Genomic DNA, 21,122 nt, shown 5'->3' with positions numbered 1-21,122 from the left:
AATAGTCTTTAGAGGTGATCGTGAACGTATGTTTTTGAAACGGATTGAGCTATCAGGTTTTAAATCTTTTGCCGACAAGACGGAAATGGAATTCGTACGCGGTATAACCGCCGTAGTTGGCCCCAATGGTAGTGGTAAGAGTAACATTTCCGATGGTATCCGCTGGGTTCTTGGGGAACAAAGTGCGAAATCACTACGCGGCGGGAAAATGGAAGACATTATTTTTGCGGGCAGTGATGCTCGTAAAGCGGTGAATTATGGGGAGGTCTCTCTTACTCTTGATAATACCGATCATGTGTTGCCGCTAGATTTTAATGAAGTAACGGTGACCAGACGGGTTCATCGCAGTGGTGACAGTGAATATTTGATCAATAAACAATCCTGTCGACTTAAGGATATTACCGAACTTTTTATGGATACGGGTATCGGCAAAGAAGCCTACTCGATTATCGGACAAGGCCGAATTGAAGAGATTCTTAGTACGCGGTCCGAAGATCGGCGGGGTATTTTTGAGGAAGCTTCAGGTATTGTGAAATATAAGAGCCGCAAACGGGATGCTCGCCGCAAATTAGACGAAACGGAAACGAATTTGCTGCGTATTCATGATCTTGTCAGTGAGTTGGAAGACCAAATTAATCCACTCAAGGAACAATCAGAGAAAGCATTGCGGTACAAAGATTTACGTGAGCAGTTGAAGAATAAGGAAATTTCCCTATATGTGTATCAGATCGAGCAGATTCACGAATCCTGGAGCGAAGCAAATGGCGTGTTGGCCACGTTACAGGAAGAGCAGCTAGCATTGTCTACGGTGGTATCTGCACATGATGCTAAGCTAGAGAGTGACCGGCTGGCATTGCGTCAATTGGAAGATCAAATCGAGATTTTACAAGGACAATTGCTAGAATATAGTGAGAGTTTCGAGAAAAGTGAAGGTTATGGAGAGGTACTGAAAGAGCGTGCCAAGAACTTAACTCAGAACCGGGATCAACTACAGAAGTCCTTATCTGTGAGTGAAGAGCGTTATACTCAGCGTGATGAAGAATTGAATGTGCTGGCCGAGAAATTTGCTGAAGCAGAGAAACGGTTGAAGGAACTGCAGACTGAGCTTTCAGCAGAGGAAGCAAAGCTTCTCGGAGTAACGGGAGGCATTAGCCAGGCGCAAGAAGAAGCTCTCAAAGGCCAATTACTTGAAGTTATGAATCAAATGGCACAAGCCCGCAATGAGATCCACTATACCGAGCAGCAAAAGGAAGGCGTTCTACGCCGGATGTCGCGTTCGGAAGAAGAAGGCACCAAATGGCGAGATGAACTCGAGCGCTTAAAAGGAAAGAAAAGCGAACTGGAGCAAGTTCTCGAAGTACTCAGTAAAGAAATTGCTAGTCTTCGTGGTAAATATATATCAGAAAGTGAACGTTACCAGTCGCTACAGAAGCTTACAGAAGATAATCAGAATGGAATTCGTAAATGGGAGCAGAAGCGTGAAGGTCTAGTATCTCGTCGTGATACGATGAAGGAAATGGAAGATGACTTTGACGGTTTTGTACTTGGTGTCAAAGAAGTTTTGAAAGCTTCGCGTAAATCGGCTCTTAGTGGTGTTCATGGAGCTGTGGCCGAGTTAATTCGTGTACCGGAGAAATTAGAATTAGCAGTAGAGACTGCTCTTGGTGCAGCAATGCAACATATCGTAATGGAGAATGAGACGGTCTCTCGGCAAGCCATTGCATTTCTGAAGCAGCGCCAATTGGGTCGGGCTACTTTCCTACCACTTGATGTTATCCGGCCACGGCAAATATCTGCTTCAGATAAGAAGCTCATGGAGGATGCAGAGGGCTTTGTAGGTATTGGGGCTGAATTGGTTAATTACGATGCTCGTTACGCTGATATTGTAGGCAGTTTGCTAGGTAATGTAGTATTTGCTAGCGATCTGGAATGTGCGAACAAAATGGCTGCGCGTTGTCAGTATCGATTCCGAATCGTTACGTTAGAGGGGGATGTCGTTAACGCAGGCGGTTCCATGACGGGAGGCAGTCAGCATCGCAAGAACAGTAATTTGCTAGGGCGCAAACGTCAGTTGGATCAACTTGCGACGGATATTGCTGAGAGTGACGATATGTTAGGTAAGTTGCGCAAGAGCTTGATTGATGTGCGCGAGCAAATGGAGCGTTCCGAAGGCGAACTAGAAAACTTGCGTACAGCCGGTGACCTTAAGCGGTCGGAAGAACAGACGGTGGCGAGCGAACTGAAGCAAGTGGAGCATGAATGGAGACATGTCTCGGAGCAATTTGAACTTTATGGTCAAGAAAAGGGTCATTACCTTAAAGAATTAGAAGAGCTCGAGAAAGCAAAGGTAGCAGCTGCTGCCAAACAGGTGGAACTGGAGAAAGAAGAACAAGCGATCCATCAATCGATTCATGCGGCCGAATTTGCTCGCAAAGCGAATGAGTCAGCCAAGGAAGAACTTCAAGATCTATTGACCGGACTCAAGGTCCGTGAGGGCAAGCTAGAACAAGAATGTTTCTCTCTTCGTGACCAATTACGTCGTTCTGAAGAAGATTGTGGTATTCAACAAGGTGAGTTGGAGCAGAATCAGAAAATTTTGCAATCCATCGAAGCTGATTTGAAGCATAATGAGCTTGAGACCGTTAAGCAACGCGAAGATATGAACGATCTTAAGCTAAAGAAAAACCGGACAAGTGAGAAACTCGAGATGGAGCGTGCTTCTCGGATTGTGCTGGTTAAGAAGCTAGAAGATGGCGAAAGTGAAACCAAAGAGCAGCGGCTTGAATTAAAAGCTGTGGAAGATAAGCTGCGTCAAATCGAAATTCAAGCGAATCGTCTGGATGTGGAACTCGATAACATCCTGCGTAAGCTCAGCGAGGAATATGAACTGAGCTTTGAATTAGCGAAACAGCGTTATGCGGTACCAGATGATATCCCACAAGTACAGGCCGACGTGAAGGAATTGAAGCGAAGTATCACATCGCTTGGGGATGTCAATCTGGGAGCTATAGAGGAGTATGCACGTGTATCTGAACGGTATGAATTCCTCAACGAGCAGAAGGATGACCTGATCGAAGCGAAGACGACATTGTATCAAGTGATTCGTGAAATGGATGAGGAAATGTCCAAACGATTCAAAGTGACCTTTGATGCCATTCGCCGTGAGTTCGGTATCGTATTTTCGAAGCTATTTGGTGGTGGGAGTGCAGATCTCATCCTGCTCGATCAGGAAAATCTGCTAGAGACAGGGATTGACATCGTAGCCCAACCTCCAGGTAAGAAGCAGCAAAACTTGCAGCTCCTTTCTGGTGGAGAACGTGCTTTAACCGCTATGGCATTGCTATTCGCTATCCTACAAGTTAAGCCCGTTCCGTTCTGTGTGCTTGACGAAGTTGAAGCAGCACTTGATGAAGCGAACGTAATCCGTTTCGCACAGTACCTACGTGAATTCTCGGAGCAGACCCAGTTCATCGTCGTGACTCACCGTAAAGGAACGATGGAAGAAGCTGACGTTCTCTACGGAGTCACCATGGAAGAGGGCGGAGTCTCCAAACTCGTCTCTGTCAGATTGGAAGACGAAGAAACCGTGGAAATTGCTTGACCCGTTCGAGTCTGTCATAATTAATACAACATAGACTCAGCATATCGCATACTTAGTAAATTCATATGTGCATGTGAGTAGCTGTATTATATTATGCAGTTACTTACATGCATTGTTGTTAACTACATTGCCTTAACGATCGTGTTGTATCTTGAAGCGTATCCCCGAAGGGGACAGCGCTACATTGCACGAAATAGCTATGATTGCCCTAAAAGCTCTAAGAACTTCAAGCGTTCCCCCAGAGGGAACAGCGACACATTGCACGAAGTAGCAATGTAGCACTTGCCCTTGCGGGAGCACAGTAGTAAAGCGTGCCCGAAGGGCGACAAGCGACTCATAGCAGAGAGCCGTTCGTCAAGGGAGCGCCGAAAGCAGCAGGATTATCCAACATGTTTACCTGGTAACACGGGGGCGCCAAAAGTAAGACGTACCCGAAGGGGGAAAAGCGTACCTCGTACCAACATAAAGCGCATCCCCAAAGGGGACAGCGTGCAGGAGCGCCTCTCTCCCTCCCACATTCATTAAAAGCGGGAGTCCAGAGGACAGCAGGCCCTTGGGGCCCTCCCTTACGATAAGGGAGGGTTTGGGAGGGATGGGAAAATCGAAGGAGGAAAACCATGAGTTTCTTCAAGAAACTGAAAGAAAGTATCGCAGCAAAAACCGAGTCAGTCACTAAACAATTTAAAGATGGATTAGAAAAAAGTCGTAAAGGGTTTGTCGAAAAAGTTACGGATCTAATTAGTCGCCACAAAAAAATAGACGAGGAATTTTTTGAAGAGTTGGAAGAGATCTTAATCGGAGCTGATGTCGGTGTAAACACTGTACTCAAGCTAATTGATGATTTGCGTGTAGAAGTGAAACGTCAGCGAATTGAGGATGCAGCGGCGTTACAACCGATTCTTTCTGAGAAACTGACAGAATTGCTACGTGGCGACGAAGACAGAGAACTGAATCTGAATCCGGACGGTATTACCGTGATTCTATTCGTCGGCGTGAATGGAGTCGGGAAAACGACAACGATTGGTAAACTTGCTCATTTCTATAAACAACAAGGTAAGAAAGTTATTATGGCAGCTGGAGATACGTTCCGTGCCGGTGCGATTGAGCAACTTGAAGTATGGGGTAAGCGAGTTGGCGTTGATGTCATTAAGCAACAGTCGGGATCTGACCCAGCGGCAGTTATGTTTGATGCCGTACAGGCAGCCAAACAGCGGGGTGCAGACATTCTGTTATGTGATACGGCTGGCCGGTTACAGAACAAGTCGAACCTTATGGAAGAACTGAACAAGATATACCGTGTTATTCAGCGGGAAATTCCCGGTGCTCCTCACGAAGTATTGATGGTACTTGATGCTACTACTGGGCAAAATGCACTAAGTCAGGCCAAAATGTTTGGCGAAAAGAGCGGTGTGACAGGTCTGGTTCTAACCAAATTGGATGGTACGGCCAAGGGTGGTATTGTCATCGCAATCCGTCAGGAACTAAGCCTACCCGTTAAATTTGTTGGACTTGGTGAAAAGATGGATGATTTGCAACCATTTGATTCAGAACAATTCGTCCATGGACTGTTTGCTGGTCTGATTCGAGACAATGAGGTAGCGGAAGAGGAATAATTCTCTTCTTCTCTTCACTAATTAGGAGGTGATAGCATGGCCAATACACATACTTATCCACGTAGGGAGGAAGTTGCTAATGCAATTACTCATGGAATTGGTGCAGTGCTTAGTTTGGCAGGTCTCGTGCTGCTGATTGTATTCTCCAGCCTCAAAGGAACAGCGTGGCATGTTGTTACTTTTACAATTTATGGAGTCAGCATGTTGCTACTGTATGCAAGCTCTACATTGGTTCACAGCTTTAAGGAAGGTAAAGTGAAGGATTTGTTTGAATTTTTCGATCATTCCTCCATTTATATTTTTATTGCTGGGACATATACACCTTTTATGCTGGTTGCTGTTCGAGGAACGCTAGGATGGAGTCTCTTTGGAGTTGTTTGGGGGATTGCTATCTTTGGAGTGTTGTTCAAAGCATTCTTCGTTAAAAAGTTCTTGTTCATGTCGACAATCTTTTATCTCATTATGGGGTGGTTGATTGTGATTGCATGGGGACCGTTAACGGCGTCGGTACCTTTTGAGGGAATTGTATTGCTAATCACGGGAGGTATTCTATATTCATTGGGTACCGTATTCTATGTTTGGCGAGCCTTCCCATACCACCATGCGGTGTGGCATTTGTTCGTGTTAGCGGCGAGTATTACTCATTTCTTTGCGATAATACTGTATCTGTTGCCGAGCTAATAAACAAAATTCTTGAGGTTAAAAGGATGTTAAGGGATTTCACTTGACATCCTACTTTTCTATAGGTTATGATAAGGGTCGTTGGTACGCTGTAAAGTGTTTTTCCTTGACGGAGGGAGTGCCCATATGAGTCAAGAGAATAAGCTTGAGAAGACTAATCGGATCAACCTGTTGTTTGATTTCTATGAGACATTGCTGACTGAAAAACAGCAAACGTTCCTTAAATATTATTTTCATGATGATTTCTCGCTTGGTGAAATTGCAGGAGAGTTTGAAATCAGCCGTCAGGCCGTTTACGAGCATATCAAACGTGCTGAAGGGATGCTTGAAGTATACGAAGAGAAGCTTGGATTACTTCAGAAGCATGAAGAACGGTGCGTATTACTTGCTAAGTTAGAAGAACTGTTGAATAATACCGAAATGTCACATTTACATAAAGAAACAATAAAGAACCTGCTCCGTCAGGCGGAGCAATTATAATATGAATTATTAGGGAAGTTAACTTTAAGACGGAGGTGACGGATAAATGGCATTTGAAGGATTGACGAGCCGGTTGCAAGGTGTATTTAGCAAATTGCGTGGAAAAGGCAAAGTATCGGAAGACGATGTGAATGCAGCGATGCGGGAAGTACGCCTCGCGCTGCTTGAAGCGGACGTCAACTTTAAAGTGGTCAAGGATTTTATCGCCAAAGTGAAAGAAAAATCCGTTGGCAGTGAGGTAATGGACAGCTTCACACCAGGCATGGTCATCATCGATATCGTGAATAAAGAGTTGACCGAACTGATGGGTGGTAGCCAAGCCAAGTTGGCCAAGAACAACCGTCCACCGACTGTAGTCCTGATGGCGGGTCTACAAGGTGCTGGTAAGACGACCACTTCGGCTAAATTAGCCAAGTTACTCCTTAAAGGTAATCACAGACCACTGCTTGTAGCAGGTGATATTTACCGTCCAGCTGCAATCAAACAGTTGCAAGTGCTTGGAGAGCAGATTAATGTACCGGTATTTACTTTGCCAGAAGGCAATAGTCCGGTAGAGATTGCACGGCAGGCGCTCCAGCATGCTAAAGATCACGGTAATGACTACTTGCTTATCGATACTGCAGGTCGCTTGCATGTTGATGAAGAGTTAATGGAAGAACTTCGTCAAATTCATGAAGTAACTAAACCTGATGAAGTATTGCTTGTGGTAGATGCTATGACTGGACAAGATGCTGTTAATGTGGCTGAAAGCTTCAATCAGCAGCTTCAATTAACCGGTGTGATCCTAACCAAGCTAGATGGTGATACCCGCGGTGGTGCGGCACTGTCAGTTAAAGCTGTTACCGGTTGCCCGATTAAGTTTGCAGCGCTTGGTGAGAAGATCGATGCACTTGAACCTTTTCATCCTGAACGTATGGCCTCTCGAATTCTCGGTATGGGCGATATGCTCTCCCTAATTGAGAAAGCTCAGGCGGGGATAGACGTTGAGAAAGCTAAGGAAATGGAACGGAAGATGCGTAATGCAGAATTTACGTTCGATGATTTCCTGGAGCAGATGGCTCAGGTTAAGAAGCTTGGACCGATCGATCAGATCATGGATATGATCCCTGGTATGGGTAAGATGAAGCAAATGAAGGACGTTAAGGTTGATGAGAAACAGATGGACCGAGTTGAGGCGATCGTTCATTCTATGACGAAACAGGAGAAACAAAATCCTGACATGATCAACCAGAGCCGTCGTAAGCGGATTGCTGCTGGTAGCGGTACGACACTTGCGGATGTAAATCGTCTGATCAAACAGTTTGATGAAATGCGCCGGATGATGAAGCAATTCTCAGATATGATGGGCCCTAAAGGAAAAGGCTCCAAAATGATGAAGCAATTGCAAGGTAAAGCTGGCAAAGGTATGAAGTTTCCATTCCGTTAATCCGGATGAAATGATAGCATTAAAATTTTGATTCTTTGAAGGAGGTGAATTTCGTGGCAGTTCGTATTCGTTTGAAACGTATTGGTGCTCATAAAGCTCCTTTCTACCGTATCGTGGTATCGAATTCTCGTTCCCCGCGTGACGGCCGTTTTATCGAGGAAATTGGTTACTATAACCCGGTTGCAGAACCGGCAGTAGTGAACATCGATGAAGAGAAGGCGTTGAAATGGTTGCAAGAAGGTGCGCAAGCATCTGATACAGTTCGCAACTTGCTTAGCAAAGCAGGCGTAATGAAGAAATTTCATGAGCTTAGACAGCAAAAATAATTGCTGATTCGGAGGGTCTCTTATGGAACAATTAGTCGGCGTTATTGCGAAGGCTCTTGTTGATCATCCGGACGATGTCCGTGTGGAAGTAGTGGAGAAAGAACACCTGATTGTATATGAACTGACCGTTCATCCTGATGATGTGGGTAAAGTGATTGGCAAGCAGGGAAGAATCGCCAAGGCGCTCCGCACGGTTGTGGCATCGGCAGCCGTAAAGATGGACAAACGGGTTACCGTGGACATCATGTCTTAATGATATACGAAAGAGGGTTAGGATGCTGTCCTAGCCCTTTTTCGTACATGCTGAAGCAGGGAGCAACCGGATTAAGAGGAATTCAATTAGCCTGGCCGCTAATATGTGTTATATAACGGGCTATAATAAGAAACTATAAATACGTTGAAAATACATTGAAGGATGGAGGAGGGTGTTATGTCTGAATCATTACTGACGGTTGGAAAGATCGTAAATACACACGGAATCCGGGGCGAGTTAAAAGTGCTCTTAAATACAGATTTTCCGGAAGTGCGATTTGCGCCTAAAAGCCGCCTCTTAATAGTTGATGCTGAGAAGAAAATAAAAATTGAAGTTACTGTAGTTTCTGCACGCTCCAATAATGGAACATATATCGTCAAGTTTGAGGGTTTCGACAATATAAACGATGTAGAGAAGTATAAGGGAAGCGAATTGAAAGTTCCTAAAGAGCAGGCGGTTGAGTTGCCGGAGAATGAATATTATTATCACGAAATTATCGGTTGCCGTGTCGTGAGCGATGAAGATGAGGATCTTGGTGTGATTGAGGAGATTCTGCGTCCAGGGGCAAATGATGTATGGGTGGTGAAGCTTCCTTCTGGAAAGCAACTTCTTCTTCCGGTTATTGACGATGTAGTACTTGATGTGGATGTGAAGAATAAACTCGTGAAGGTTCACCTGATGGAAGGACTGTTATAAAAATGCGCATGGATGTCCTGACCTTGTTTCCAGAGATGTTTGAAGGCGTATTCAATAGCAGTATTCTTGGTAAAGCACAGGAGAAAGGCATTGTATCTCTGAATGCGATTAATTTCCGAGAATACTCAGGGAACAAGCACAATAGGGTGGACGACACGCCATACGGTGGAGGCGGGGGGATGGTACTGAAGGCGGAGCCGATCTTTTCGGCTGTGGAAGATGTACTATCCCGAAGGAAAGAGGAGATGGCTTCGGCAACAGAATCAACCTCTCCCCCGCGAGTCATCTTGATGTGTCCTCAAGGGGAGAAGTTTACTCAAAAGAAAGCAGAAGAGCTGGCGCAGGAAGACCATCTTGTCTTTATTTGTGGTCATTATGAAGGTTATGATGAACGGATTCGCGAGTATCTTGTGACGGATGAATTGTCTATTGGTGACTATGTCTTGACTGGTGGCGAATTACCTGCAATGGTAATCATCGACAGTGTTGCACGTTTGCTACCTGGAGTACTTGGTAATGAGAATAGTGCCGTAAGTGATTCTTTTAGCACTGGCTTACTTGAATATCCACATTATACACGTCCTGCTGAATTTCGCGGCTGGAAAGTACCTGATATACTGCTCAGTGGACATCACGCTAATGTCGAGGAATGGCGGCGTAGAGAAGCGCTACGACGGACTTGGCTGCGTCGACCTGATCTACTAGATCAGGTGGAATTATCCCCACAGGATCGAAAATGGCTGTTGCAATTTGAAGTAGAACATGAGAATGAAGTAGATCCGAATTAATTAGTCTATATACGTACACTCAAGAACCGTGATATATGCGGTTCTTTTTATTATTTTGAAGAGGATAAGCACATTATTGATACTTCGGGAATAAGATAACATATTGTCTTTATTTATTCACGAGGTGCATATGGACTCCTATTGGGTAATAACTTAATGAAGGCTTGAAGTAATTACTTGAAGTGATTTGTTAAAGTTGAGTAGGAGGAAGTAACGAATGGAACATTTGGAACAACAAGAGCAACAAACACAAGAGAACGGGCACAAGGAAGAGGATCGTATAAGAACGGTTGATGATATTCTGAATTATTATGCGGGTCAAAATAACTAAGCTAAATATTCCTTAAAATTAGTGACGGATGCTGACATCATAAATTTACCCAAAATTTGAATGTAACTTCTTCAGAGGAGTAGCCATAACATGCACAATTCGTTCTAGTAAAAAGACAATAATGAGTCAAATGCCTTGATATACTGATGAAAGTATGGTAAAATTGCTTTTGTTGTGAATTCGGTGGTCCGCTGCGGATAATGAAGGAGAAGAACATGAGTTTCTCTGGAAGAGGCAAGAACACCTGAGTGGAAGGAGGAAGTCATATATGAATATTTTACAAGCGATTACGCAAGGACAACTTCGCAAAGATATTCCGAGTTTTCGTCCTGGGGACACTTTGAAAGTGTTCGTTAAGGTTATTGAAGGAACTCGTGAACGTGTCCAATTGTTTGAAGGTGTCGTTATCAAGCGTCATGGCGGTGGAATCAGTGAAACCTTTACTGTTCGTAAAATTTCGAATGGTGTAGGTGTGGAAAGAGCTTTCCCAATCCATTCCCCAAAAATCGAAAAGATCGAAGTATCTCGTCGCGGTAAAGTGCGTCGTGCTAAGTTGTACTATCTTCGTGAACTTCGTGGTAAAGCAGCAAGAATTAAAGAAGCGCGTCGTTAATTCATTAACGATCAAGGGGAGCTTGTATTTATTCAAGCTCCTTTATTATTTTTAGAAACCGAATTTTGTTACATATTTTATGACAAAGAGAGGTTACCGATCTATGGAGCAGCAATTTCAACAGGAGCATTCGGGCCATTCGGGGAATCCCCAAGACCCGCCCAAGAAACAGAAAAATGAGGCGATAGAGTGGTTGAAAGCCATCGTAATCGCTGTTGCGTTGGTTCTGCTGATTCGCTGGATTTTCTTCGCTCCATTTATAGTAGACGGTCCGTCGATGCAGCCGAATTTTCATACCGGCGAAAGAATCATCGTCAACAAAATTCTGTATGATGTCAGACAACCAGAGCATGGAGAGGTCATTGTTTTTCATGTACCATCTGAAGGCCGTGATTTTATAAAACGAGTCATCGGGGTTCCTGGTGATACGGTAAAAGTCGAAGGCGATACCATTACGGTTAATGGAAATGTGGTTGATGAGACATACATTAAAGAAGCCGTAGATGAGAAGCATAATAATAATGAACTGTACAATACCGAAGCTAACTTCCCGAATGAACAGTTTCAAGATGGCAAGGTACCTGAGGGTCACGTATTTGTACTAGGTGATAATCGTTCTAACAGTACGGATAGCAGACGTATTGGATTTGTACCTTTTGAAGATATTGTTGGGCGTGCGGATTTAGTTTTCTGGCCCCTTAAAGATATGAAATTTGTTTCGCATTAATGTAATTCGAAAGAAGAGCATAAACGGGAACTAGAGGTGAAAAAATATGACAATTCAATGGTTTCCCGGGCATATGACCAGAGCTCGACGTCAGATTCAGGATAAGCTGAAGCTTATTGATGTGGTAATCGAGCTGCTTGATGCTCGTCTTCCATTGTCCAGCAGAAATCCGATGATCGACGACATCTTACAGAACAAACCACGCTTAATTGTGTTGAACAAAGCAGATTTGGCAGATGCTTCTGTAACACGCGAATGGATTGAGTACTTTAAGAATGAAGGGCATCTAACGATTGCAGCGGATGCTTCAAGCGGTCAAGGGATTAAGGAAATTTCTCAGCTTGCGAAACAACTGCTGAAGGACAAGATCGACAGACAGATCGCGAAGGGTATTAACCCACGGGCAGTGCGTGCGCTTATCGTTGGAATTCCGAATGTAGGTAAATCCACATTGATCAATCGGCTGGCTGGACGCAATATTGCAGCTACGGGCGATCGCCCTGGGGTTACGAAAGGGCAGCAGTGGATTAAAGTGGGCACAGACATGGAATTGCTGGATACACCAGGGATTTTGTGGCCGAAGTTTGAAGACCAGAATGTGGGTTATCGACTTGCTGTTACTGGTGCAATCAAAGAAGAGATTCTTAATGTTGAAGATATCGCCTTCTTTGCTGTAAAGTATTTGTCCAAGTATTATTGGCCACGTATGCAAGAACGGTTCGATTTAGGGGAGCAACCCCGAGATTTTGATACGCCAGATGAGATCGTAGCCATAATGGAAGCGATCGGTCGTAAACGCGGCTGTATTGTAAGCGGAGGGCGTGTTGACCTAGAGAAAGCATCTTCATTGTTCTTGCGTGAATTACGAGCAGGTAAAATGGGAACTTTTTCGATGGAAGCACCATTTTAAATCATGTTGACCGTCCACCTGATAGTGGGCGGTCATTCTATTTTACAGAGAGACATTCATAGGGAATATCGACAATTTTCTCAGGAGAATGTATAATCGTGTTGATTATATATGATGGGGTGTTATTATTTTATATTTAATTTCGTTCGTGTTGTCGTTTCTTATTGTATATATACTTATTCCACCTTTTGCTAAATTGGCATTTCGGATTGATTTCGTAGATAAGCCGCGGAAGGATGTAGAGCGCAAGCTGCATCGTGAACCGATCCCGCTTACAGCGAGTTATGTTATTTTTATTGGTTTTTTTGTTACGTATTTAATCATTGGTAGAGAGTTTAATATGGAAACGTTAGCTATATTTATTGGTGGAATGATGTTGCTCATTATTGGTACTCTTGACGACTGGTACAAGACGAAAGGCAAAGATTTTCCGGCTCTTCCCAAACTGGTAGTTCAAATTATGGCAGCAGTAGTTGTATATGCTTCGGGTATTTCATTTACAGGATTTGTTAACCCATTTTCAGGCGAATATGTACTTCTTCCCGGGATATTACAATTTTTATTAACTATATTGTGGATTTTCGGTGTAACTACGGTTATAAATTTCTCAGATGGTTTGGATGGACTAGCTGGGGGGCTCTCTGCAATTTCGGCGATTACGCTATTCATCGTAGCCATAACCAAAGGGCAATCAAATTCAGCGATTATGGCCATTATTCTCGTCGGTGTCACCCTTGCCTACTTGCGATATAACAAGGCACCGGCAAAAATTTTTATGGGTGATGCAGGGGCAACGTTTGTCGGCTTTATATTAGCTGTTATCGCGCTGGACGGAGCATTCAAGCAAGCCACGGTATTATCGCTGTTTATTCCTGTTCTTGCGCTAGGTGTTCCGATTTTTGATAATTTGTTTGTTATCATCAAGCGTTTTTCACAAGGAAAATCGATTTATGTGGCAGATGCAAGTCAAGTGCATTACCGGTTACTCCGCGCAGGATTGACGCATCGGCAAACAGTCATGATTCTTTGGTTAATTAGTACTTGTCTCAGTTTATCGTCGATTATATTACTGCTAATTCAAACTTAAAGAATGTTCCCGCTGTAGTAGACGGGGCAATCAATAAAATTCAGCGCGCGTCGATATTTTATCGGTGCGCGCTGTTTAATTTCATTTGAAATCCGTTGATCATATCCGGCATCTACGAAGGTAAAGATTCTATATTCAATATTTCATCTAGATTTCATCTAGATGGAATTACTACTGCTAAATTGCTAAAGAAACCATTTTTTTCTTCAATTAAATGGAATAGCTCCAGTAAATTGAACCATCTCCATCTCATTTTCATGAAAGAGACTAATTTTGATGGAGATATTCCAGTTAAGTCACTTTTGGTGGGAAATAATTCATATTAGATGGAGAAATTCCTTTTAATCATTTTCACCGCATCTGTTATGCCAATGTTTCAGTTAATCAAGATAAACTCTATAAGAATAAAGGTGTTATGCCGATAATAGGGTTATAGACAAGAACTCTACCACTTGATAATTTTGTTCAAGATAAGTAAGATTTAAAGAGGTTTTTGGTATACCAATACTTACGAAGTAAGTTTTGTACGTAGAAGAGTCGTTGAAGTAAAGCTAACAAAACTAAGCGAATGCTTACGATGTAAGTTTTGTACGAAGATGAATCATTGAAGTAAAGCTAACAAATCTTTTAGGAGGAACTATGAGTGATTTGCTGACTTATGAGAGGGAGTATTGGCCCTTATATTCGAATATAGCTGGTATAGATGAGGTGGGGCGAGGATGCCTGTTCGGAGATGTTGTAGCCGCTGCGGTTATTTTGCCAGAGGGTCTTATACTAGAAGGTGTAAATGATTCTAAGAAATTAAGCCCGAAGAAACGCGATTTATTATACGATATGATTATGGAGCATGCTCTGGCAGTGGGGGTTGGGCTAGTAGACTCAGAAATGATAGACCGAATCAATATCAAGCAAGCGGCAAGGCTGGCAATGAAGCAGGCAGTAGAACAACTTAAGGTTACTCCTGATTTTTTGCTAATTGATGCAGAGAAGGTGGATGTGAAAATTCCACAGTTGTCTGTAATTAAAGGAGATGCAAACAGTCAATCGATTGCAGCCGCTTCGATAGTCGCTAAAGTAACGAGGGATCGACTTTGCGAAGGAGAATGGGACGCGCTTTATCCAGAGTATGGAATCGCCATACATAAGGGGTATGCTACGAAGTTACATCGCGAACAAATCTTAGCTTTTGGGGCGACGCCTATGCATCGCAAAAGCTTTTTAACTAATTTATTTCTTCAGGAGCAAACTTTGTTCTAAGAGCCCGCCATTGTTAAGGCGGGTTTTCATATAAATCTGTCTGTGAGGGGTGAGTTGATGAATATTGGACCACTGGTCCGTAGCCTGGTGGGAGATACCAAGGCAGGGACACCAAAGACTTTGGAATTAAAGACAGGTCAAGTCGTTAGGGGTACCGTGCTAAGTGTTTCTGACGACGGCCAGGAGGCGGTTATTCAAGTTCAGGGTGTGAAGCTTCACGCAACATTGGAAACCCCGTTGCAACCTGGACAGACGACGCTACTTCAAGTACAACAACCAAGTGAAGAAGGATTGACGGTACTGAAACCGATGGGGTCACTTCCTGGGACGCAAATGTCGGCGACTTCTTTAGGTGAGGTTCTGAAGACGCTGGGTCTGGAGAATACCGCTTCTAACCGGGAAATGATAAGTCAGATGCAGGCTAACGGGTTACCGTTAACGAAGGAGAGTGTCTCGCAAGTTCTACAGACGTTAGTACACAAGCCGGTGGAGGTTCCACTTTCGGAATGGATTCAAGCTGCAGGCATTGCTAATGGCAGAGGATTACCTATAACGGGTGAGACCGTGGCAGGATTGCATCAGGCAGTATTTGGACCACCACTTCATGAGTTGTTATCTTCCCTTGAAGAAGGGATAGCTAATTTATTACGTCAGGATGTAACTAATGGTGCAAAAGCAGATGTAGCAGGAGGGCGTGGAGCTGTAGGGAATACATTGACAGCTCCGAATGGGGATAATCTGCTCACACAGAATAATATTTCAGCTGAAGCGTCCTCGGCTAAAGCGGCGACAGCTACAGGTGCTAATGGTGCTTCAATGAATGCTTCATCAACAGCTGGCGCAAATGCATTGCTTCTTCAAGGTGCGTTAGGTGGGGAGAAGAGCGCTGAAAGTTTATTAGTGAAATTACAGAATGTATTGCTTGAATTACGTGCGGCTGTTCCACAGGAAGCTTTAGCTAGATCTGGTGCGGATCTAACGGGAGCGGGAATAGCAAAGCCGGGGGCGAACTCGCAGGCAGACATGACAAACCCGCAGGCTGGAATGACAAGAGCTGGGGGGGACCCGCAAGCAACGGGTCCGGCAGGTAGTGCTGCCGCCGGGAATTCCCCGGCGGGAAGCGGCCAGGCCGCTGCCAGCGCAGCAGCGGCAGCACCAGCGCCTGCGGCGCCAGGTGAAGCGGGCCAGTTGGCCGCTTCACCAAGCGCGCGTCCCAGCACGGAGGCGGAGCCGTGGGTGGGACGCGTGCTGAAGCTGCTCGGTGCGGAGCACGAGCAGCAGTCGCTGCGCGCGGCTGCGCCTAGCGCGCCGCCGGCGACGGGGTCAGCGCCGCTTGCCGCAGGCGCGGCGCCTCAAGCCACCGCCGGGGGCGCGAATGCGCCCGGCGGGGCCACTGCCGCCGCCACAGACGATGGCGTGGCGGCACCAAACACGCCAGCCGCCACGCTCCCGCTTGGCGGTGCAGACAAAGCCGCAGCCACTACAGCGGCTTTGAATCCGGCGCTACTAGATAATGCGCCGGATGTCGTGGCAAGCACAGGTGCAGCCAAAGAGACTCTGAAGGGACTCCTGCTGCAGATTGCTGCAGCGGATGATATACCAGCTCCCTTGCAAGAAGCAGCACGTCAATTGATTCATCAGTTGACTGGACAGCAATTACTTCTTAATACAGATCGAACCTCGCCCTTTGCTCAAGTGACCATGTTCCTGCCCTTTTTTGGACCGGATGGACAACAAACCGCTTCCGTTCATATTGAATCGAGACGTGGCCATAAAGGGGAAATGGATCCTGCTAATTGTCGGCTGTGGTTTGACCTTCAAATGAAAGCATTGGGACAAATTATGGTCGATGTACAAGTGGCTGATAAGAAGGTTCTATTGAAAATATACAGTGAACATGAAGCTACCGGCGCCTTTCTTGAATCAAGACAAGACGAAATTGAGGGTGCACTTGAAGCCACGGGCTATCGTTTGCTTTCGATGAAAGCAGAACCGTTAATTCAGCCTGATAGTGAAGAAAGTGTAGGAAGCGAATTAGGTTTGTCGGTTTCTTATACACCGACTCCTTATAAAGGGGTGGACTACCGGGTATGAGCGAGCACAAGGAAGAACGTTCCCTCGCTTTCAAAAGAGCTGTGGCTTTGAGATATGAGCCCTCGAAGAGTGAAGCTCCTGTTGTTATCGCTAAGGGTCGTGGGCTTTTAGCGGAGAGGATCATGGAGAAGGCAAAGGAGCATGGGATTCCAGTACAAGAGGATCCCGCTCTAGTTGAAGTGCTCTCTAAGCTCGATTTGGATCAACAAATTCCACCTGAGTTGTATTCTTTGGTAGCTGAAATCCTCAGTTTCATCTATCGTTCCGACAAATTTGCGGAAAGAAGGGCGTCTCGTGAGGGATGAATTTAAGCATGCATCAATACCAGATGGACGCAAAGCCAGAGGGCAATTAGCCGAGCAAGCAGCGGCGGATTACTTAATTGCTCAAGGATATGAGATCGTTGAGAGAAACTGGCGTTGCCGTTCTGGTGAGATTGATCTAATCGCCCTACAAGATGACGTATTAGTTATTGTGGAAGTTCGTAGCCGCAGTAGTTATGCGTCGTCTTTTGGCACGCCGTCTGAATCCATAACGGTTCGTAAAATGAAGCAGGTCCGTGATACCACGGCCGTGTATTTACATAGTGTTCGGAAAAGTAACGCTAACATACGTTTTGACGTAATGGCTATTACTTTTGAACGAGATGACAGCTTAACCTTAGAACATATTATTGCAGCATTTTAGTCGGACCTTTATTAATAGTAAATAGTCAATATACGATGATTAAATTATACTTCGATTATACCATCTACTGTTTCCATACAGCGCTGAATATGTTTTTGGTCCGAATTAAACCCGCCTATGTTTATGAAATGAACTTGCCCCTGCCCCTACACTTACACCAAATCCCTGTTTCGTCGATCAAGCTGACGATATTGGATCGCCTCAGCTATATGATTCGTTGCAATGAAGTCCTTCCCTTCAAGGTCAGCAATCGTTCGGGATAATTTGATGATTCGGTCGTAAGCTCGCATGCTGAGTCCCAGCGCCTCAAAAGACGACTTCAATAGTAATTCTGCTTCCCGGCTCAGATTGGCAAATTTACGGAGTATGCTTCCAGATAACTCGCTGTTATGCGAGAAGGGCTGGCCTTTGTATCGCTGCAATTGAATTTCTCCGGCTGCATATACTTCGCTTCTCATTTCAGCACTGGTAAGCGGGTTGCTATCGTTCTGCCAATCGGCAGGGCGAGGAACTTCTACATGCATATCGATTCGATCTAATAGAGGACCCGAGATGCGTTCGCGGTATTGAGCAATACGAAAAGGGCTACATGTACACATAGGCAGCGGGGGTTCTGAACCCAAATATCCGCACGGACACGGATTTAATGAAGAAGCAAGTAAAAAATGGGCTGGAAAGGTAAAAGATGCCCGTGAACGGCTGATCGTAACCTTATGCTCCTCTAGCGGCTGACGCAACACTTCGAGAACATTTCGCGAAAATTCAGGCAACTCGTCTAGGAACAACACACCTTGATGGGCAAGACTAACCTCACCGGGCTTTGGAATACCCCCACCACCAATCAACCCGCCAGCAGAAATCGTATGATGAGGTGAGCGAAAAGGACGACGTGTGATCAATCCACTCTCGGATCCTTTGAATTTCCCTGCGGAGCTATAAATCTTGGTGACCTCGAGTGATTCCTCTTGCGAGAGCGGGGGGAGAATAGAAGGTAGCCGACGGATGAGCATCGTTTTTCCAGTGCCTGGTGGACCAATCAGCATGATGTTATGCATGCCAGCTGCAGCGATGGTTAGAGCCCTTTTGACATGGCGCTGTCCAAGGACATCACTGTAATCCTCAATAGATTCCTCTACACACGTGAAAGGACGAGGATGCTTTGTCCTGTTGATTTCAAGATGGGCTAGTGAATCTAGAACAAGCGGGGACATCTTTTGAGTTGTTTGGTTAGTAAGTAAAGGCGGAAGATCATTTAAATGTCGTAGTCCATAGACCTTCATACCCTCAATGAGCAATGCCTCTTCTGCATTGTCAGCTGGCAAGAGCACAGAGTTAATCCCCTGGCGAAAAGCATGATCTACCATCGGCAATACACCACGAACTGGACGTAATGCTCCATCGAGAGATAGTTCCCCAATAATAAGAAGTCGTTCGCTGGGCGGAAGAATGACTTGATCACTAGTAGCAAGAATACCAAGTGCTATTGCCAAGTCGAAGGCTGAGCCCTCTTTCCGGAGATCAGCAGGTGCTAGGTTGATCGTGACCCGTTGCAAGGGAAAAGTATACCCACAATTTTTGACGGCTGCTCGCACTCTATCCACGGCTTCTCTCACAGCTGAATCTGGTAATCCTACGATACTCGTCTGGGGAATGCCACTCGACAAGTCTACTTCAACTTCAATCATTACCCCATCAATACCATATAAACACGCACTGTATAATCTTCCATACATAACAAAAAAACACCCCTTCTTCTGATTCTGCTCATAGTGATTTAGAACTCACCGAACGAGAGATACAGAGGTGCTTCCTCATGAGTATTGTCTTTGACCGTATTCTAGGTTTTTGTCTCTTAAAAGTCAAGAGTAGAATGATTGTTGCTGCTCCTTTAACAGTGAAGGTAACATCCTCCAAAACATAACGTTTCTTCTCGCTTTTGGGTCTGCCAACCGCTGTTTTTGGTTTTGAGCCAAAATAACAGAGTTAATTCTAAAGTAGAAATAAAATGCAAGAGGAAAATTCACAATATTTAATTTCGTCATAATAAGACAATTTATGAGCGATTCATCTCAAATAGATATAGTAACTAGGAATGTAAATGAAGGTGAAGTTGGAGTTGAATTTTAAATTTTCAGGAGTTAAAAGGGAGAACTGATAGATATGCTAAGGTTACTACAAATGAATAGTTTCATCTGATGTTAGGAATTGATCTCAATATTAGATGAGAATGATACAAAAAAGTTGTGTATAAATCATGAACTTTTTAAGGAAAGCGTTTTAAAAACATGATACAATGATCTGAGTTTCATCATTTATCCCTAAAACCGCCTGTTGATCGGAGGATTATAATCATGAATATCCACGAATATCAAGGAAAAGAAGTACTGAAGCAGTATGGAGTTGCCGTACCAAAAGGACAAGTAGCATTTACGGTGGATGAAGCTGTGGAAGCAGCGGTAGCGTTGGGAAGCCCGGTAGTGGTAGTTAAGGCACAGATACACGCTGGGGGCCGGGGAAAAGCCGGTGGCGTCAAAGTGGCTAAAAATCTGGATGAAGTACGCAGCTATGCCGAGGAAATCCTAGGCAAGGTGCTCGTGACACATCAGACGGGCCCAGAAGGCAAACAAGTTAAACGTCTGCTCGTTGAGCAGGGATGTGACATCAAGAAAGAGTACTATGTAGGTATTGTAGTAGATAGGGGAACTGGCTGTGTTGTTCTGATGGCTTCGGAAGAGGGCGGAACGGAGATTGAAGAGGTTGCCGCAGCTACACCTGAGAAAATATTTAAAGAAGTGATTGATCCTGCTATAGGTCTTCAGGCCTATCAGGCTCGTAGATTAGCTTACGCTATTCATATTCCGAATGAACTTGTGAACAAAGCTGCAAAGTTTATGTTGGCATTATACGAAGCTTTTGTTGATAAGGATTGTTCGATTGCTGAAATTAATCCACTTGTCGTAACAGGGGACGGCGACATTATGGCGCTGGACGCAAAACTGAATTTCGATTCCAATGCTTTGTTCCGTCATAAGGATATATTGGAGCTTCGTGATTTAGAAGAAGAAGATGAGAAAGAGATTGAAGCTTCCAAGTTCGATTTGAGCTATATCGCCTTGGACGGTAATATCGGATGCATGGTTAACGGGGCTGGTCTAGCGATGGCTACCATGGATATCATTAAATACTATGGAGGCGACCCGGCTAACTTCCTAGATGTAGGGGGCGGTGCAACGGCTGAGAAGGTGACAGAAGCTTTTAAGATCATCTTATCTGATGCTAAAGTAAAAGGGATATTCGTCAACATTTTTGGAGGAATTATGAAATGTGACGTGATTGCGTCTGGTATTGTGGAAGCTGCTCAGCAAGTTGGGTTGGATCGTCCTTTAGTTGTCAGGCTGGAAGGTACAAATGTCGAATTCGGCAAGCGAATTCTAGCAGGTTCAGGTCTAGCTATTGTTTCAGCAGATTCGATGGCTGATGGAGCCCAGAAGATCGTATCTCTCGTAGAGGCAGTCTAGGCAGTCATAATATAATCACCTTAACCATGAAGTG

General features: G+C 44.6%; 19 protein-coding genes. 18 read left to right on the top strand and 1 reads right to left on the bottom strand.

Annotation, left to right across the window (positions count from 1 at the left end; all coding sequences use genetic code 11):
• Nucleotides 1–28 precede the first annotated feature (28 nt).
• The 17 genes from smc to EJP82_RS09430 all read left to right on the top strand — a co-directional run bounded on the left by smc (nt 29) and on the right by EJP82_RS09430 (nt 17,570).
• A complete protein-coding gene (gene smc / locus EJP82_RS09510; protein ID WP_127191817.1) occupies nt 29–3,601 on the top strand; it encodes a chromosome segregation protein SMC in 3,573 nt (1,190 codons plus the stop codon).
• Between the two features lie 617 nt (nt 3,602–4,218).
• A complete protein-coding gene (gene ftsY / locus EJP82_RS09505) occupies nt 4,219–5,214 on the top strand; it encodes a signal recognition particle-docking protein FtsY (protein ID WP_127191816.1) in 996 nt (331 codons plus the stop codon).
• Between the two features lie 36 nt (nt 5,215–5,250).
• Nucleotides 5,251–5,895 carry a PAQR family membrane homeostasis protein TrhA gene (gene trhA / locus EJP82_RS09500; protein WP_127191815.1) on the top strand — a complete coding sequence of 215 codons (645 nt, stop codon included), beginning with the start codon at nt 5,251–5,253 and terminating at the stop codon, nt 5,893–5,895.
• A 126-nt stretch (nt 5,896–6,021) separates the two neighbouring features.
• Nucleotides 6,022–6,375, top strand: coding sequence for a putative DNA-binding protein (locus tag EJP82_RS09495; protein WP_127191814.1), 354 nt, complete (start codon nt 6,022–6,024; stop codon nt 6,373–6,375).
• A gap of 46 nt (nt 6,376–6,421) precedes the next feature.
• Nucleotides 6,422–7,801: a signal recognition particle protein gene (gene ffh / locus EJP82_RS09490; RefSeq protein ID WP_127191813.1), complete on the top strand. Its 1,380-nt coding sequence runs from the start codon at nt 6,422–6,424 to the stop codon at nt 7,799–7,801.
• A 53-nt stretch (nt 7,802–7,854) separates the two neighbouring features.
• Nucleotides 7,855–8,127, top strand: coding sequence for a 30S ribosomal protein S16 (gene rpsP / locus EJP82_RS09485; protein ID WP_127191812.1), 273 nt, complete (start codon nt 7,855–7,857; stop codon nt 8,125–8,127).
• 22 nt (nt 8,128–8,149) lie between these two features.
• Entirely contained in the window at nt 8,150–8,380 is a 231-nt protein-coding gene (locus EJP82_RS09480) for a KH domain-containing protein (RefSeq protein WP_127191811.1), read from the top strand.
• A gap of 177 nt (nt 8,381–8,557) precedes the next feature.
• Nucleotides 8,558–9,076: a ribosome maturation factor RimM gene (gene rimM / locus EJP82_RS09475; RefSeq protein ID WP_127191810.1), complete on the top strand. Its 519-nt coding sequence runs from the start codon at nt 8,558–8,560 to the stop codon at nt 9,074–9,076.
• A gap of 2 nt (nt 9,077–9,078) precedes the next feature.
• The gene (gene trmD, locus EJP82_RS09470; RefSeq protein ID WP_127191809.1) at nt 9,079–9,864 is read left to right on the top strand and encodes a tRNA (guanosine(37)-N1)-methyltransferase TrmD; all 786 of its coding nucleotides are present in this window, start codon (nt 9,079–9,081) and stop codon (nt 9,862–9,864) included.
• A gap of 599 nt (nt 9,865–10,463) precedes the next feature.
• Nucleotides 10,464–10,808, top strand: coding sequence for a 50S ribosomal protein L19 (gene rplS / locus EJP82_RS09465; protein WP_127191808.1), 345 nt, complete (start codon nt 10,464–10,466; stop codon nt 10,806–10,808).
• 103 nt (nt 10,809–10,911) lie between these two features.
• On the top strand, nt 10,912–11,535 hold the full coding sequence (lepB, locus tag EJP82_RS09460; RefSeq protein ID WP_127191807.1) for a signal peptidase I: 624 nt from the start codon (nt 10,912–10,914) through the stop codon (nt 11,533–11,535).
• Nucleotides 11,536–11,581: 46 nt separating this feature from the next.
• Nucleotides 11,582–12,445 carry a ribosome biogenesis GTPase YlqF gene (ylqF, locus tag EJP82_RS09455; protein ID WP_127191806.1) on the top strand — a complete coding sequence of 288 codons (864 nt, stop codon included), beginning with the start codon at nt 11,582–11,584 and terminating at the stop codon, nt 12,443–12,445.
• Nucleotides 12,446–12,593: 148 nt separating this feature from the next.
• Complete coding sequence (locus EJP82_RS09450) at nt 12,594–13,532, top strand: MraY family glycosyltransferase (protein ID WP_370877744.1); 939 nt, start codon at nt 12,594–12,596, stop codon at nt 13,530–13,532.
• A gap of 639 nt (nt 13,533–14,171) precedes the next feature.
• Nucleotides 14,172–14,789: a ribonuclease HII gene (locus tag EJP82_RS09445; RefSeq protein ID WP_127191804.1), complete on the top strand. Its 618-nt coding sequence runs from the start codon at nt 14,172–14,174 to the stop codon at nt 14,787–14,789.
• A 57-nt stretch (nt 14,790–14,846) separates the two neighbouring features.
• Complete coding sequence (locus EJP82_RS09440; protein WP_127191803.1) at nt 14,847–16,883, top strand: flagellar hook-length control protein FliK; 2,037 nt, start codon at nt 14,847–14,849, stop codon at nt 16,881–16,883.
• Complete coding sequence (locus EJP82_RS09435) at nt 16,880–17,188, top strand: EscU/YscU/HrcU family type III secretion system export apparatus switch protein (protein ID WP_127191802.1); 309 nt, start codon at nt 16,880–16,882, stop codon at nt 17,186–17,188. Before EJP82_RS09440 ends, EJP82_RS09435 begins: the two co-directional genes overlap by 4 nt.
• Nucleotides 17,178–17,570 carry a YraN family protein gene (locus EJP82_RS09430; RefSeq protein WP_246054025.1) on the top strand — a complete coding sequence of 131 codons (393 nt, stop codon included), beginning with the start codon at nt 17,178–17,180 and terminating at the stop codon, nt 17,568–17,570. Before EJP82_RS09435 ends, EJP82_RS09430 begins: the two co-directional genes overlap by 11 nt.
• A gap of 152 nt (nt 17,571–17,722) precedes the next feature.
• Here the strand turns inward: EJP82_RS09430 and EJP82_RS09425 are convergent, their stop codons facing one another.
• Nucleotides 17,723–19,303, bottom strand: a complete 1,581-nt coding sequence (locus EJP82_RS09425) for a YifB family Mg chelatase-like AAA ATPase (RefSeq protein ID WP_127191801.1) — start codon at nt 19,301–19,303, stop codon at nt 17,723–17,725.
• Between the two features lie 618 nt (nt 19,304–19,921).
• Here EJP82_RS09425 and sucC point away from each other — a divergent pair.
• Nucleotides 19,922–21,088: an ADP-forming succinate--CoA ligase subunit beta gene (gene sucC, locus EJP82_RS09420; protein ID WP_127191800.1), complete on the top strand. Its 1,167-nt coding sequence runs from the start codon at nt 19,922–19,924 to the stop codon at nt 21,086–21,088.
• The last annotated feature ends 34 nt before the right edge of the window (nt 21,089–21,122 follow it).

The organism is Paenibacillus anaericanus (genome assembly GCF_003994475.1).
Classification (GTDB): domain Bacteria; phylum Bacillota; class Bacilli; order Paenibacillales; family Paenibacillaceae; genus Fontibacillus; species Fontibacillus anaericanus.
The sequence above is the reverse complement of the archived record's forward strand: the minus strand, read 5'-3'. Positions and strand labels throughout refer to the sequence as shown.